At 36.6% G+C, this 15,180-nt stretch carries 14 protein-coding genes and 1 riboswitch; of the genes, 12 read left to right on the forward strand and 2 right to left on the reverse strand.

Translation table 11 applies throughout. The features are described from left to right. Positions 1–8: 8 nt before the first annotated feature. From ACQKN2_RS00500 to ACQKN2_RS00545, 10 genes are all read left to right on the forward strand, one after another. Positions 9–224 carry a DUF1659 domain-containing protein gene (locus ACQKN2_RS00500; RefSeq protein ID WP_427413170.1) on the forward strand — a complete coding sequence of 72 codons (216 nt, stop codon included), beginning with the start codon at positions 9–11 and terminating at the stop codon, positions 222–224. Positions 225–237: 13 nt separating this feature from the next. Further along, positions 238–462, forward strand: a complete 225-nt coding sequence (locus ACQKN2_RS00505) for a DUF2922 domain-containing protein (RefSeq protein WP_427413171.1) — start codon at positions 238–240, stop codon at positions 460–462. A gap of 85 nt (positions 463–547) precedes the next feature. Beyond that, positions 548–670 carry a YvrJ family protein gene (locus ACQKN2_RS00510; protein WP_082337366.1) on the forward strand — a complete coding sequence of 41 codons (123 nt, stop codon included), beginning with the start codon at positions 548–550 and terminating at the stop codon, positions 668–670. A 104-nt stretch (positions 671–774) separates the two neighbouring features. Next, positions 775–1,383, forward strand: coding sequence for an SCO family protein (locus ACQKN2_RS00515; RefSeq protein ID WP_427413172.1), 609 nt, complete (start codon positions 775–777; stop codon positions 1,381–1,383). Positions 1,384–1,623: 240 nt separating this feature from the next. Beyond that, positions 1,624–2,160 carry a DUF1572 family protein gene (locus ACQKN2_RS00520; protein WP_427413173.1) on the forward strand — a complete coding sequence of 179 codons (537 nt, stop codon included), beginning with the start codon at positions 1,624–1,626 and terminating at the stop codon, positions 2,158–2,160. 120 nt (positions 2,161–2,280) lie between these two features. After that, positions 2,281–2,474: riboswitch (cobalamin riboswitch) on the forward strand. Between the two features lie 228 nt (positions 2,475–2,702). Next, positions 2,703–4,322: a nickel ABC transporter substrate-binding protein gene (gene nikA / locus ACQKN2_RS00525; RefSeq protein ID WP_427413174.1), complete on the forward strand. Its 1,620-nt coding sequence runs from the start codon at positions 2,703–2,705 to the stop codon at positions 4,320–4,322. A gap of 75 nt (positions 4,323–4,397) precedes the next feature. Beyond that, positions 4,398–5,351, forward strand: a complete 954-nt coding sequence (gene nikB / locus ACQKN2_RS00530) for a nickel ABC transporter permease (protein ID WP_427413175.1) — start codon at positions 4,398–4,400, stop codon at positions 5,349–5,351. A gap of 1 nt (position 5,352) precedes the next feature. After that, positions 5,353–6,162 (forward strand): ABC transporter permease subunit, encoded by an 810-nt coding sequence (locus ACQKN2_RS00535; RefSeq protein WP_427413176.1) that lies wholly within the window; start codon positions 5,353–5,355, stop codon positions 6,160–6,162. Between the two features lie 11 nt (positions 6,163–6,173). After that, a complete protein-coding gene (locus ACQKN2_RS00540) occupies positions 6,174–6,950 on the forward strand; it encodes an ABC transporter ATP-binding protein (RefSeq protein ID WP_427413177.1) in 777 nt (258 codons plus the stop codon). Between the two features lie 13 nt (positions 6,951–6,963). Beyond that, positions 6,964–7,779: an ABC transporter ATP-binding protein gene (locus ACQKN2_RS00545; RefSeq protein ID WP_427413178.1), complete on the forward strand. Its 816-nt coding sequence runs from the start codon at positions 6,964–6,966 to the stop codon at positions 7,777–7,779. Between the two features lie 32 nt (positions 7,780–7,811). Here ACQKN2_RS00545 and ACQKN2_RS00550 read toward each other — a convergent pair whose 3' ends face one another. Beyond that, complete coding sequence (locus tag ACQKN2_RS00550; RefSeq protein WP_427413179.1) at positions 7,812–8,366, reverse strand: delta-aminolevulinic acid dehydratase; 555 nt, start codon at positions 8,364–8,366, stop codon at positions 7,812–7,814. A gap of 610 nt (positions 8,367–8,976) precedes the next feature. Between ACQKN2_RS00550 and ACQKN2_RS00555 the strand changes: the two genes are divergently transcribed. Continuing rightward, complete coding sequence (locus ACQKN2_RS00555; protein ID WP_427413180.1) at positions 8,977–10,656, forward strand: methyl-accepting chemotaxis protein; 1,680 nt, start codon at positions 8,977–8,979, stop codon at positions 10,654–10,656. 277 nt (positions 10,657–10,933) lie between these two features. After that, a complete protein-coding gene (locus tag ACQKN2_RS00560; RefSeq protein ID WP_427413181.1) occupies positions 10,934–12,895 on the forward strand; it encodes a methyl-accepting chemotaxis protein in 1,962 nt (653 codons plus the stop codon). Between the two features lie 573 nt (positions 12,896–13,468). Here ACQKN2_RS00560 and ACQKN2_RS00565 read toward each other — a convergent pair. Further along, on the reverse strand, positions 13,469–14,863 hold the full coding sequence (locus ACQKN2_RS00565) for an alanine/glycine:cation symporter family protein (protein WP_427413182.1): 1,395 nt from the start codon (positions 14,861–14,863) through the stop codon (positions 13,469–13,471). Positions 14,864–15,180: the final 317 nt, after the last annotated feature.

Consider the following 15,180-nt stretch of genomic DNA (forward strand, 5'->3'; position numbering starts at 1 on the left):
TGACCTCCATGGCAAAAGTCAATTTCGTAGGTGCTACAGTGCGCTTAAAGTATGTCGCTGGACAGAATGCTCAAAACGAGCCCCTGTTCACAACAAAAACGTACCGCAATTTGAACAGCTCGCATACGGCAGAGGATTTAGTAGCTGTAGCAAATGCCATTGCAAGTCTATCTTCACACGCACTAGACAGCATTGTAAAACAAGAAACGACAGATTTATCCTAAGGGGGGGAAAGGTATGACACAAGTTTTAGAGCTGCAATTTGAAACAGCAGCAGGGAAAACAGCATCATTTACGATAGATGCACCGAAGCCAAAGGTAACAGCGGAAGAAATTCAAAAGGTCATGCAAACGATCATCGCTAAAAACGTTTTTGATGGACAAGCTGGCGCTCTGGTTGGGATGAGTGGGGCTCGCATCGTTGATCGTCAAGTAACAGAATTTGATTTAGAGGTCGAATAACCAAGAAATGGTCTTTGCAGAGTACTGCAAGGACCATTTTCAGCAATATTAGACTTATTCATCTAGCAGCGGAGGAGGGACCAACATGGAACAATGGTTAAACATGATATCGGATATCGGTTTTCCTATCTTAGTGTCGTTTTATTTACTGCACCGAGTAGAAGTGAAATTAGATGCAATTCATGATGCACTTGTTTCCTTAAAGTGAAATCGATTTCACAAAGATGTACGAAAGCTGTCACTTGAGTGTCCTTGTCAATATTTACATCGTACGATAGGATGGGGATAGTGTAAGTAGGGAGCGTGTTAAAGATGAGAAATAAAATAATTGGACTTGTTCTACTTTTTGCATTTGCAGCTGTGCTTAGTGCGTGTGGAAATTCAAAATTTAAAGCAGATTATAGCTTGGAATTACCAGATTTTGAACATGTCAATCAACGTGGAGACAAAGTTTCTTTAGAGAGTTTAAAAGGAAAACCATGGATTGGTATGTATATTTTCACGAATTGTACTTCAATTTGTCCACCAATGTCTTTTAATATGACGCAAGTTCAAGAGAAGCTGAAGAAAAAAGGTGTGGAAGATTATAATATTGTTGCGTTTTCAGTTGATCCTGACGTTGATAAACCAGAAGTATTAGCTGATTATTTGAAAAAATATAATGTTCCAGATAAATCAAAATGGAATCTACTTACTGGTTATTCACAAAAATATATCGAGCAGTTCGCTGTAAAATCAACAAAAATAATCGTCAGAAATGATCCTAACAGCGACCAAGTCGTCCATGGAAATCAATTTTTCTTAGTCGATAAAAATGGTGTAATTGTAAAAATGTATTCAGGATATGCAGAGAATCCAGAGGATGTCCCTATTGACACGATTGCGTCAGATATAGAAACATATATTGATGAAAATTTATAATGGATAGAAGGAAACCGTCTCGATTAATGAAGAGACGGTTTTTTTTGTTGAAATATAATCTTTTATAATTGTAGCCTCGTTTATAGTGTAGAAGGAGGGAAAGATTTTGTCTGATACAGAATATTTAGAGCAACTAATGGAGCTACATACAGATCATTTATTTCGAATCGCGTACTACTAAATGGCACTTCGTATTCTGTTTATATTAAAATAGTAGAAAAGGGGATGGGGGGTTCAACAATGACGATAGCGCAAACGTATTTAAATGTTGTCCAAAAAAGATTTAAAAATGTCAAAGAGCTAGGCGATAAAACACTCGACCAACTGGAAGAGGACCAATTGCACTGGGCGTATAATGAAGATTCAAACAGTATCGCAGTGATTGTGAAGCATGTTAGTGGGAATATGATTTCACGCTGGACCGATTTTTTAACGACAGATGGTGAGAAGGCAACGAGAAATCGTGATGATGAATTTACGGATAGCCTTCAGACAAAAGAAGAGGTTATGGCAGTATGGGAAAAGGGCTGGCAAGTATTTTTAGATGCATTACAAAAATTAACGGAAGCTGATTTACAAGGGTTTGTAACGATAAGGGGAGAACAGCATTCCGTGATAGATGCGATTGAAAGACAAATGGCTCATTATTCACAACATGTCGGTCAAATCGTATACATCGCTAAGCAAGTAAAAGGTTCACAGTGGCAAACACTAAGTATTCCAAAGGGACAATCTCAGATTTTTACAGAATCAATGTTAAAAAAACATCAACAATAGAAGTGTAGCCATCTCACTAGTGTGTGGTGGCTTTTTTTTCTTTAGAAATCTCAAAACTTTATTATATTCAGAAAATAAAATTGACGTGTATCTTTGAAGCGTGTTATGTTTAATACTAATTTAATATGGTTCATTACAAGTTTGAGTGAAAAAATTTTTTCACTTAATTTAAAGGAAAATGGGTGTAAATCCCATGCTGTCCCGCAGCTGTAAATGAGGAGTTTTGTTTCAAATACCACTGAGTAAGTACTTGGGAAGGTGAAGCAAAATGAAGATTCATAAGCCAGAATGCCTGCTTGTAGTAAGATTCATTGTAGATCTACGAAAGATAGGGAGATGGATGGAAGGCTTTTAAAAATGAGTTTTTCTATCCTTATTCACGTGGAATAAGGATTTTTTTTATGCATTTTTTCTAATCTTAGTAATTTATATCAAAGTGAGGTGCAAATAAAGCGATACTTTAAGTTTCAAGTTAGAAGTTTGGTGGAGAAACATATATATTTCAATTTTCTAACACCCAAGAATAGACAGGAGCAATCATAATGATATTTTTTAAAAAATTATTACCTTTCATTCTAATACTGATGTTAACGATTTTAGCAGGCTGTTCAAGCTCGAGTGAAGGTAATGGAAGTAAAACTTCTAACAAAAATAATAACGAAGGAAAAATGATAACAGTTGGCTGGCCGCTAGATATAGGGCCTTTAAATCCTCATACCTATTTACCAAACCAAATGACTGCGCAAGCAATGGTATATGAATCATTGGTAGAATATAACGATGATGGGACAATATCGCCTAAATTAGCGGAGAGCTGGGAAATTTCTGACGATAAAACAGCTTACATATTTCATCTTAGACAAGATGTAAAATACTCTGATGGGACAGCCTTTAATGCAGATAATGTTATTCGTAATTTTAATGCAGTTTTAGCAGATCGTGATACACACTCCTGGATGGGGATGGTGAATCATATTGTAGAAGTTGTGAAAGAAGACGACTATACAATTCGTTTACAGTTAGATGCACCTTATTACCCCGTATTAAATGAATTGGCTTTTGTTCGACCATTTCGCTTTTTAGGGGATAATGGATTCCCTGAGGGAGATACAACTAATAAAGGTATTAAAGCTCCGATTGGAACTGGTCCATGGGTATTAACCGAATACAAAAAAGATCAATATGCACTTTTTAGCCGCAACGAACATTATTGGGGTGAAAAGCCACTGGTAGACAAAGTAAAAGTGAAAATTATTCCAGATTCAGAATCTATTTCACTGGCATTCGAAAATGAAGAATTAGACTTAATTTATGGTCGAGGCATTATTAGCTTAGATAACTACACTTTCTTAAAAGACAGCGGTCAATACAAAACGGCTGTATCTGAACCTTTATCTACACGTGCTTTACTTTTTAATACACAATCTGGTCCTTTAGCAGAATTAAAAGTACGTCAGGCTATTCAATACGCAGTTAACAAAAAACAAATGGTTGAAAGTATTACCCATGGTACAGAAAAAGTTGCCAATACACTGTTTTGGGATGCTATTCCATATGCCAATATTGAGTTAAAACCAATACTTTTTAATGCAGAAAAAGCCGAGCAATTATTAGATGAAGCAGGTTGGGCATTAAAAAATGGTGATAAAATCCGTTCCAAAAATGGGCAACCTCTTAAATTAGATTTAATCTATATTGCAACAGATGCTATCCAAAAACCAATGGCAGAAATAATGCAAGGGGAATTAGCAAAAATAGGCGTTCAATTAAACCTTGAAGGCGCTGATGTAATGGTAGGGCTCCAAAAATTAATGGATAATCAAGTAGATATTAATTTTTGGCGCACAAATGGCCCGCCAACAGACCCACACAGCTTTGCAAACGAATCAGCAACACCGAATGCAAATGGCGTTTATGAAGCGAAATTAGGCCTAGATAACGCAGCGCAAATTGATGGCAAAATACATCAATTATTAATTGGTACAGATGAAGCTGAACGTGTGCAATTGTATAAAGATATTTTAACAATGTTCCATGACCAAGCATTATTCTATCCAATTTCATATGAAACGAATAACGTTATTTACCATAAATATATGAAAGATTTTAATCCCCGTGCATCTGAATACGATATCCCTTATGCTCAAATGGATTTAAAGTAAGAGAATAAAAAGAGAGTGGGTCTACTATGACTCCTCTCTTTTTGCACTATGAAGACTAGGGAAGTGATAAAAGAAATGTACGAATCAACTTGGCTTTTTTGTCTAAAACGAGTGATTACATTACCATTTGTTTTACTAGGGGTCTCCATAATGACCTTTTTATTTATTCGTTTTGTTCCAGTAGAGCCAGCGGAGGTCATACTTAGACTGTCAGGAGTTACCCCGACAGCAGAAGCAATACAAGCGCTACGATCGGAATTGGGCACTGATCAACCTTTGTCTATTCAATATTTTATATGGCTAAAAGGTGTGTTGCACTTCGATTTTGGCACATCATTTGTGAGTAAATTACCCGTTGCCCAAGAAATAGTAGAAAAACTACCGGCAACTTTTGAATTAGCTCTAGCTGCATTTGTATGTATTATTTGTATTAGTATTCCTCTAGGTATTGTAAGTGCTCTTTATAAAAATTCCATTTTTGATAAGATAGTAGGCTTATTATCTATTATCAGTGTATCCGTCCCAACTTTTTGGTTAGGTTTTTTTCTTTTATACTTATTCAGTTTGAAGCTAGGCATTTTCCCGACAAATGGAAAAGGGACTATTTTACATATGATTTTACCGGCCGTATCTTTAGCATTACCAGCTATTGGATTGTTTGTTCAAGCAATTCGTACAAGTGTCATAGAAGAATTACAAAAATATTATGTTCAGTATGCCTATTTACGGGGGTTAAAAAAATCTGTTATTCTCAGTCGACATGTCTTCAAAAATGCAGCTATTCCGTTGACGACGATGCTTGGTATGACACTTGGGAATTTATTGGGTGGAGCTGTTATTGTCGAGCAGGTATTTAGCTGGCCAGGTTTAGGCCGCTACTTAATAGAATCAATTATTAATAGGGATTATCCAGTTGTGCAATGTTATGTTCTAATAATCGCTATCATCTATGTCCTTGCTAATTTATGTACAGATATATTACATCGAATTCTTGATCCCCAGCTAATGATGGTGAGGGGGAGAGAGTAGAGTGATTAAATTACACAAAAGTTTAAACGGTAAACAATTGATGAGTATTGCTACACTCACATTCATTGGGGTATTGGGGCTTTTTGCGCCGTTTATCATGCCAAATGATCCTTATTTGGTAGATGTATCTAAAAAGTTTTTAGAACCGTCATGGGAATATCCTCTCGGCACAGATCATTTAGGGCGATGTATACTTTCACGTATACTGTTAGGTATTCGCTATTCTTTGGGGTCAGCTTTATTTATTCAATTAGTTGCAACTTTTTTTGCTATATGGATAGGGGCAATAGTAGCTTTTATGAGGGGGATAATTGATTTTTTATTTATTCGTATCTGTGATATTTTATTAGCTTTCCCTACGCTTGTTCTTGCTTTTGGACTTCTAGGCATTTTGGGTCCAAACTTAAGAAATCTATTATTGGCACTTATTTTTACTCAAACTATTTATTATTCAAGAATTATAAGGGGCTTATTTATAAGCGTTCATGCAAAAGACTTTATAAAGGCTGCAAAAATTAGTGGAACTTCAGGGGTTAAGCTAATCCTACGCCATTTCGTGCCAAATATAATGGCGCCGATGCTGACTATTATTTCATTAGATTTAGGAAAAGTCATTTTAGAAATTGCTGGCTTTTCATTTATTGGATTAGGTGTTCAAGCTCCTACACCTGAGTGGGGAATGATGATTAGTGAAGGAAAACAGTATATTCGACAACATCCTGAGCTTATGCTTTATCCAGGTGCAGCAATAATCATTGTAGTCCTATTATTTAATTATATGTCTCGTCATAACAAGCAAGTGGATCATTGAAAGGGATAACTATGGAAAGAACAATCTTATTACAAGTCAAAGATTTAAATGTGCAAATAGGAGAACAGGAAATCCTATCTTCTATCAATTTAACTGTAACTAAAGGGCGTATATTAGGGATTATTGGTGAAAGTGGTAGTGGTAAGTCGATGTTATGTCAAGCAATTATGCAATCTATTCCAGCTGTAGCAAAATCGACGGGCCAAATTCTATATCAAAATATTGATTTAACATCTGTAACAAAAGAAAGGTTAAGAGATTTCCGGGGAAAACACATATCAATGATTACACAAAATCCATTGGTAGCGTTTGATAGTATTCAAACAATAGAAATGCATTTTCGAGAAACATTAAAAGCGCATTACGTACTAAATAAAAAAGAAATAAGACAGATAGCTATCTCTGCTATGAATAAAGTAAATTTACCTAATCCGGAAAAACTTTTGCAATATTATCCTTTCCAATTAAGTGGAGGGATGTTACAACGTGTCATGATTGCTCTTTCTTTTGCGATGCAACCTAAATTATATATTGCCGATGAACCTACAACAGCCCTTGATACAGTCAATCAAAAGAAAATATTAACATTGTTCAATCAAATTCGAAATGAAACCGATGCAGCGATTATTATCGTCACACATGATCTTGGCGTTATTGCTGAACTTGCCGATGAAGTTGCTGTTATGTATAAGGGAGAACTCATCGAGCAGATGAATGTCTTTGATTTTTTTGACGCGCCACAGCATTGGTATACAAAGAAACTTTTACAATCGAGAATCACTTTTTAGAGGAGGTAGTAATATGGCTCTATTAGAGGTGACGAATGTTGAGAAGTACTATCATCAGAGACAGTCATTTATACAAAAAAATCGAGAAGTACCAGTATTACAACAGGTTACATTTTCACTTCAGGAAGGCGAATGCTTAGGCGTAATCGGTCAAAGTGGATCAGGAAAAAGTACATTAGGTCGGATAATTTTGGGCATAGAGAATCCAACGAGTGGGATTGTACGATTTAATAATGTGAATTTATATCAAGCTAGCTCTAAAGAAAAAAAGGGGATTCGAAGAGATTTACAAGCTGTTTTTCAAAATAGCTTTAACTCCTTTAACCCAAAGCAAACTATTTCAGAGATAATAGAGGAACCATTTCTTAATTTTGAGAATTTTTCCAAAAGCGAAAGGCAACGTAAGGTAGAGGAGCTACTCAACTGTGTTGAATTAGAAAGCAATATTGCAAATAAATATCCTTCACAGCTTAGTGGAGGCCAACAGCAACGCGTAAATATTGCTAGAGCAATTGCTTTAAACCCAAAATTAATTGTGTTAGATGAGGCTATCAGTAGCCTTGACATGATATTGCAGAAAAATATATTGCAACTACTTCAATCACTACAAAAGCAACTGAAGTTATCTTATATTTTTATTTCTCATGATTTAAATGTAACACGCTTTATATCAGATAGAATACTAGTGATACATAATGGTCGACTAGTTGAGGAAATAAACAAGGACGATCCATTTAAACATCCTGCTTCACTCGAACTATATAACGCTATTTTGCCTTCGCATCCCGGGGACAGACAAAAGGAAGATTCAAAAAATAAAAAATCGTAGCTATAAAATTGGCTACGATTTTTTGCTGTTTTCTATGCAAAATAAAGCTGATACATCGAAGTTTCATCGTCAATAGATTTTGCGATTTCAAAGGCTTCCTGTTGTGTTCGCTCATTTGCAATGATTTCATACATAAATCTTATGAGAAACATTAAATTCCCATTACCATCTATGTAATCAACCGGGGCCAAATAGGAGTGGCAACCGCTTTTTAAAAATGCAGTAGCTAGCTGCTTTTTACCTAAAGTACAGCCAGAGGCAATAACCTTCACATCATTTAATTTACAATAATTTAAGATCTCTTGCGGACCGAAAAATTCGCCCCTTGGTTCATTTAACTCATAAATATCCTCACCTAGCTTTGGCATGCAAAAACGGCCTTCATTCCCATGGAAGTTTAAAATTAAATAATGTATTCGATCGTCTAAATCTTCCCCTGACAAAACATCAATTAAATCATTTGGTCTTCCAATTAAATGAAGAGTCACTCGTACCCCAAATGACTCAAGTACTGAGCGTAATGCAAGCGATTCGATATCACATTCGGAGCCCACTACTAAACTAACATATAAATTAGGCTGACTCACTTTCTACTACTCTCCTTTATTTCATTTCTTGTTAATAATGTATCTGAATTTAGAAGTGAAGCCAATGAAATGGTACAAGCTTCCAAACTATTTTTTAACTTTTTCTAAAAATCTGGACATTTTCAAAAATATTGGATTCCAGTATATATTGGTTGATTGGAGTGGAGGCTGGGCGACTCCTCGGGGATCAGCAATAGAGGAACGAAGGATAAAATCATCACATCCTGTGATAACTCCTTCGTGACCAACATCCTGTTGCCCTGACGCCCCCAGGAAGCTTTGCTCTGTGCAAAAGCGAAGCGTCAGCAAATGTTTTATCTGTGCGAAAGCGTAGCGACAGCAACAACAAAGCGCCCAGTCGGAACGGAGATCAACCCCTCTTTATGGAGATGATACGTATAAAAAATGGCATCTCTAATCCAGTGATGTGCCAAAAAAGCTCCATTAAAACGCCAGAAATTACAGAAGTCAAGACATTTGGAGATGTGTTTTAATTTTTGTAAAATTTTAGTGTTAATTTATGAGAAAAGACGCACTTCTTATAGGATAAAAGATATGATTAGGCTATACTCAAGAGAATTAATGTAAATAGTGGAATTGAGGGAGTCGTATGAAATCAACGGTAGAACGAAAACTGCAATTTGCTTTTGGTATAGTTTTAGTATTTCTATTACTAATTACTAGTATTGCCATGTACTTTTTAAATGATAATAAACACACTCTTGCGGAAATCGAAAAAAATACGGAATTAATGAACTTGTATAATGATATTTCCTTTCAAACGGTTCGTGCAAATGCTGCCATTCGAGGGTATATGTTATATGGTAAAGAAGACATGCTCAACAATCATCTTGAAATACGGGAAACTTTACATAAATCTATTCAGCGTATTGAAGAACTCGAACATAAAAATACGGACTTTGAACAGTTTTTAAAGCAGTTAGAGGCATGGGAAAAGCCTCTAGATGAACAAATTGTACCACTTTTTCAAAGTGGTGAAAAACAGCAAGCACAGCAGTTGGCATTACCGGTTTTAGGGAAAGGTTCTCTAAAGCTCGTTGAGTTTGGGAAAACGATGGCAACCGCTCAGCAGGACGAAATGCAGGCGCGTATAGAGGCTACTAAGCAAAAAGGCGACAGAAGCGGCACAGAGATTGCTGTACTAGCAATGGTCTCTTTACTTATAAGCATTATTATTGCGACAGTTTTTGGTCGAAGAGTAGCAAAAAATATTCAACAAACAGTAGTAGAAATGGACAAATTCTCAACTGGTAACCTACAAACACACCTTCAATTTAAAACAAAAGATGAGTTTGCCCAGCTGGCAACTTCCTTTAATTCGATGGCAGAAAAGCTTCGACAGACGATGAAGCAAGTTGGTAATTCATCTGAACAGGTAGCAGCAACATCCGAGCAGCTCACAGCGAGTAGCATGGAAGTGACACAGGCAACAGAAGTTGTCTCCGGATCGATCCAAGATATTGCACATGGTATTGAAGAACAGGATACATTGACAGGTGATGTACGAAACTTATCCTCTCACATTTTTAAAAAAATGGATGAGATATCAACGAATATTGATTATGTTAACAATGCAACTGTAGATACCAAAAATATGGCTAGCCTAGGGCGTTCCTCAGTTCGTAATGTCATTGAACAGATGAATGACATTGCGAATAATACGGTAGAGCTAAGTACACGTGTGAAAACCTTAGATGAAAATACAGCAGCAATCGTATCAGCAGTCAACGTTATTAAAAATATTGCTACTCAAACAAATCTATTGGCTATCAACGCCTCTATAGAAGCTGCGCGCAGTGGTGAGCATGGTAAGGGCTTTGCTGTAGTGGCAGAAGAGGTACGGAAGCTAGCTGATGAATCGAATTTAGCTGCTGTAGATATTGAAAAAGTTGTTTTGCAAATTACTGAAGATACAAGAATTATCGAGCAAGACATGATTAGTAATAATGATTCAGTAATGCTTGGTCGTGAAAAAGTAAATGTGGCAAGAGATAATTTCATACAAATTGACGATGCCATTAATGATGTACAAGCTCAAACCGAATCAGTTACAGCGGCTATTCGAACGATCCATCAAGATATTGAAAAACTTGTAAAAGAAATCGACTACATTAGCGAAGTATCCATGAAATCGAGTAGCAATGTTCAAAGTGTTGCAGCATCCTCTGAGGAACAAAATGCAGCGATGGAAGAAGTAGCGGCAGCCTCTACACATTTGGCAAAAATGGCGATTGACTTACAAGAATCCATTCAAGCATTTAAATACTAACACAAGAACCCCTATGAATCTCATAAAGGTTGATTCATAGGGGTTCTATGTTTAGTGGATAGTGGCGCGGAGAGCTCGATTTATGTCGAGAAAATCAAAAAAATGAAATAAGGTCTTTGAATTTAAGTATTTCGTCCGATAAAAATAGAAGAAGGAAATTTAATCGATATGAGAAGGGGAGGTTGTGTGTTGGGGGATTCTTTGAGTCTAAAAAGAAACCACGAAATGAGACAAAACACATTTTAAGAACTAGGAAAGACAAAAGGAGAGCTGTTGCATGAAACGATTATTTGGAAGCTTTAAAGGTAAGCTCTACACATTATTTGCTCTTATCTTACTAATACCAGTTATTTCTGTAGGAAGCTTATCGTATCTTTCAGCAAAAAACTCGATAAAAGAAGAAATACTTTTTAGTGCGGATGAAAGTGTTGGAATTTTGAATACGTTAATTGATAGTGCTATTAGCACAAAAATAAATGAAGTCGCTACCTTTAGCGAGGAAATAAATTCCTCTAAGTACGAACAGAAGGAAACTAAAATACTACCAAATTTTCATGAATATATGAAGCTGAGTCCAGATGTTTTAAGTATTTATGTTGGAACAAATGACGGAGAAGTATTTGTAGAACCAAAATCGAATAGTGCTGATTACAATCCTTTGGAAAGAGATTGGTATAAAGAAGCTATGGCTTTGAAGGGGGAAACTTTAATAACGAATCCTTATAAAGATGTAGCAACTGGAGATATGGTCGTAACAATAGCTCGTCAGGTAAAAGATCAATCTGGGGTTGTGGCAATTGATTTAAAATTGACAGACATTCAAAAACTTTCGGACTCTATAAAAATAGGAAAAAAAGGATATCCTTCTATTTTTGGTGAAAATAACTTAGTCATTTCACATCCTACATTAGAAGCAGGTAAGGAATTAAATGAGAGCTTCCTTAATCAAATGTATGACAGCAAATCTGGCACGTATGATTATGTCTTTGACGGTGATGACCGTATTATGTTCTTTACAACGAATGAACTGACAAATTGGAAAATCACAGGGACAATTTTTGCAAAGGAGATTGATGAATCAGCATCACCCATTTTGAACAAAACGTTTCTGGTCCTAATTGCTGCGATTGTAATCAGTTCGATTGTATTCTTTTTTGTCATGAAGGCAATTATAAGACCGATTAGATTACTAAAGGATAGTGCAGTAACTATTAGTAAAGGTGATTTAACAGAAAAAGTGACAATCACTTCTCATGACGAGATTGGACAGCTAGGACAAGCCTTTAACGATATGCAAGACAGTTTAAGAACTCTTATTCAAAAAATTGAAAAAAATGCTGAAGAGGTGGCATCGTCGGCAGAAGAGCTAACAGCCAATGCTAATCAAACGAGCATTGCTACAGAAAAAGTGGCCATTTCGATTCAAGATGTCGCGTCGAGCGCAGACACGCAAACGACGAGTGCCACTAAGAATGCAGAATCGTTACAGGAGCTTTCCAAGGCCATTCTTCATATCGCGGAGATCTCATCTACTGTGACGGATCTTTCACAGCATGCAACGCTACAGGCAGATGAAGGTGGAACGGCAGTCCGAAATACAAAAGATCAAATGCATTCTATTCATGTATCAGTGACCGACTCAAATACGAAAATTCAATCATTACATGAACGCTCTAAGCAAATTACGTCCATCTTAGATGTGATTACAAGTATTGCAGATCAAACGAACTTACTTGCTCTCAATGCAGCGATTGAGGCAGCAAGAGCAGGGGAGCACGGAAAAGGCTTTGCTGTTGTTGCTGATGAAGTAAGAAAGCTGGCGGAGCAATCGCAGGAATCTGCAAAGCAAATTTTCGAGCTAATCCATGGTATTCAGTTAGAAACAGAACAATCTGTTAGCATCATGGCAAAAGTTACAGAGGATGTTCAAAATGGACTACAAGTATCGGATGAAGCCATTACTAAATTCCAAGTGATTATGACAAGTATGGATGCAATTACTCCTAAAATGGAAGAGGTATCTTCTGCCTCTGAACAGATGTCAGCAAGTGTACAAGAGGTGACCGCTATTACGGAGGATTTGGCGTTCTCAGCAAAAGGAAATGCAGTTGCTTCTGAGGACGTTGCAGCATCTACAGAGGAACAATTAGCCTCGATGGAAGAAATTAATGCGTCTGCACAAGCTCTTGCGCATATGGCAGACGAGCTCAAACAGCTAGTTAGTCAATTTAAATATTAATAGAATCTGCATAACAAAAAACGCCATTCCATTTGAGGAATGGCGTTTCATGGTGTTGGAAAACTTAAGGTGTCATATTAAATAAAGTATGGCCCTTCGGCAAAACGACAGGTTGATTTCCGTTCCGGCTGGGCGCTTTCCTGGGGGCGTCGGGGCAACAGGATGTTGGTCACGAAGGCGTTTTCACAGGACGTGATGCTTTTAGCCTTCGTTCCCCTATCGCTAATCCCCGAGGAGTCGCCCAGCCTCCACTCCAATCAACCACTTCTCATAGCGTGTATCTTCTGGCATGTCGTTCTAATTTATAGTAATTAAATGAAACTTTAGCAAGATGTGTTTTATTACGAAAGCAAAACAGCAGCAACGGACGTACAACTATTAAAAGTTTATTATATTCGATTAAGGTAAGTAGATTAGCGTTCATTTTTAAAATGTATAAAATTAATAAGTTTTATGCATCCTGGAACGGAAAACTCCTTCGCCAAAAACATACGCAGAGATTTACTTATTCATTTTGTTTTTCAACAATAAAAAAAAGCGCCATTCCGTTTGAGGAATGGCGCTTTTGAATAATTATCGATCTTCTTCCCAACAATCAGTATTTTTCAATTTTGGGATTGATTTTGCATAAAATACAGGATTTTTGCCTGCATTCCGTTGCATTGTAAAGTCGTCTAACACTTGGAAGGCAATTTTACCAAGTAACAGGATGATCGTAATATTGATGATAGCCATTAGTCCCATGAATAAGTCTGCTAAGTTCCAAACAAGCTCTACTTGCGCAAGAGAACCAAACATAACCATAGCAAGAACTAAAATACGGTAGACAAACATCCAACCTTTATGAGCATTCATAAACTCAATATTAGATTCACCGTAATAGTAATTTCCGACAATAGAACTAAATGCAAAGAAAATAATAGAAATAGCGATAAAGTAAGGAGCCCAATCACCTACATGTACAGCTAAGGAATTTTGTGTAAGAATAATTCCATTGCTTTCACCAGTATTATATAGACCCGCTAAAATAATGATAAACGCTGTTGCAGAACAAATCATAATTGTATCAAAAAATACACCTAAGCTTTGCACTAATCCTTGCTTTGCAGGGTGAGAGGTATTTGCTGTAGCTGCGGCATTAGGAACACTACCCATACCGGCCTCATTGGAAAATAAGCCACGGCGTACACCTTGCATAATAGCAGCTCCAATCGCACCACCAGCAGCTTCCTGAAGACCAAACGCTTCTGTGAAAATCAGTTTGAAGACAGCTGGTATTTCAGTCAGATTCGTTACAACAACAAAAAGGGCTACAGCTAAATAGAAAATCGCCATCACGGGTACAAGTACTTGCGTAACTTTTACAATTCTATGTACGCCACCAAAAATTATCATGGCCGTTAACACAACTAACATAATACCAATGATAGAAGGCTTAATATTAAATGCCTCACCTACAGAAGTTGCAATCGTATTCGATTGTACCGCATTAAATATAAAGCCAAAGCTTAACGTTAAAAGAATACCAAAAATAACCCCTAATTTACGTTGACCTAATGCTTTTTCCATATAATAAGCTGGTCCACCACGGAACGTATCGCCATCCTTTACTTTGTACACCTGTGCAAGCGTGCTTTCAATAAAGGCAGTCGCCATTCCCAATATAGCGATAATCCACATCCAGAATACTGCTCCAGGTCCACCTACTCCGATTGCTAATGCAACACCTGTGATATTACCAGTACCTACACGTGAAGCTGCACTAATCGTAAAGGCTTGGAACGGTGAAACACCTGACTCGCCCTCTCTTTTTTCCACTATTAAACGAAACATTTCAGGGAAAAGTCGAATTTGCACAAATTTTGTGCCAAAGGAAAAATACAATCCTGCAACTAATAATAATGTGATAATGAAATATGTCCATAAAATACCATTAGTATCACTTACAATATTCGATATCCATTCCATTTTACTTACCTCCAATCTCAATACGCTTTAGTCTACACTGTTTTTTTGTAATATATCCGTTTTTTGAAAATACTGAATTGCATTAATTTTTTGTGTGGTGTAATGTTTTTACAATATTTGATACACCTATCCCTAGATGTTGTTTAGTATGGATTATTTTGTCGAAATTTTTCAGGGTAAAAATAATATAATGACACGAAAGAACAATACATATTGAGATAAAAAGGCGGTTACGTATGGGATTTTGTGAAGAAACGCACTTAAAGTAATTGGGAGGTTAAAGGAAGAAGGAATTGAAAAAGAATATTCCAAGTCTG

It is taken from the genome of Lysinibacillus sp. NPDC093688, from assembly GCF_050280145.1.
Classification (GTDB): Bacteria; Bacillota; Bacilli; order Bacillales_A; family Planococcaceae; genus Lysinibacillus; species Lysinibacillus xylanilyticus_B.